The 636-nt window shown below is 59.3% G+C and carries 1 protein-coding gene; it reads left to right on the forward strand.

Annotated elements, in window-relative coordinates; all coding sequences use genetic code 11:
* Nucleotides 1–636, forward strand: a 636-nt coding sequence (locus F6X40_RS43785) for a ShlB/FhaC/HecB family hemolysin secretion/activation protein (protein ID WP_222946323.1), incomplete at both ends; no start/stop codon positions are given.

Here is a 636-nt window from a genome sequence, read left to right on the forward strand (position 1 = left end):
GCTGGAACGGCTTCTATTCGGTTCCGTGGGGCTATTGGACCGGCACGCTATCGGCCTACACGAACACGTACTACCAGCAGATTGCGGGCGTCAACCAGACGTTCGTGTCGAGCGGCAACGCGCAGACTGTCGATTTCAAACTTCAGCGGGTATTGATGCGCAGCCAGAACAACGTACTTGGTGCGCAGTTCCGCCTGACGAAGCGCTTCGGTGAAAGCTTCATTGAAGACACCGCTATCCCGCAGCAGCGGCGCAACAACACGTTCATCGAGGCGGGGCTTACCGATCGCCACTACTTCGGCAGTTCGCAGTTCGACGGTAGTCTCGCGTACCGTCAGGGTGTGGACGGACTCGGGGCGACACCAGACTTCTACGAGAATGGCCCGACTTACCGCTTCCGCATGGCCATCCTCGACGCGAACCTGTCAATGCCGTTCAGGATAGCAAGCCAGCCATTGCGTTACGTGACGAGCGTGCATGGGCAGTTCACTAACAACACGCTGAGCTATATCGATGACCTGACCATCGGCAGCCGCTACACGGTGCGCGGCTTCGACGGCGAAACGATGCTCGCGGCCGAACGCGGTTTCTTCTGGCGCAACGAGTTGCAGCTACCGGTTGGATCGACGGGGCAGT

This window comes from Paraburkholderia sp. UCT31, assembly GCF_014397655.1.
In the GTDB taxonomy this organism is placed as follows: Bacteria; Pseudomonadota; Gammaproteobacteria; order Burkholderiales; family Burkholderiaceae; genus Paraburkholderia; species Paraburkholderia tuberum.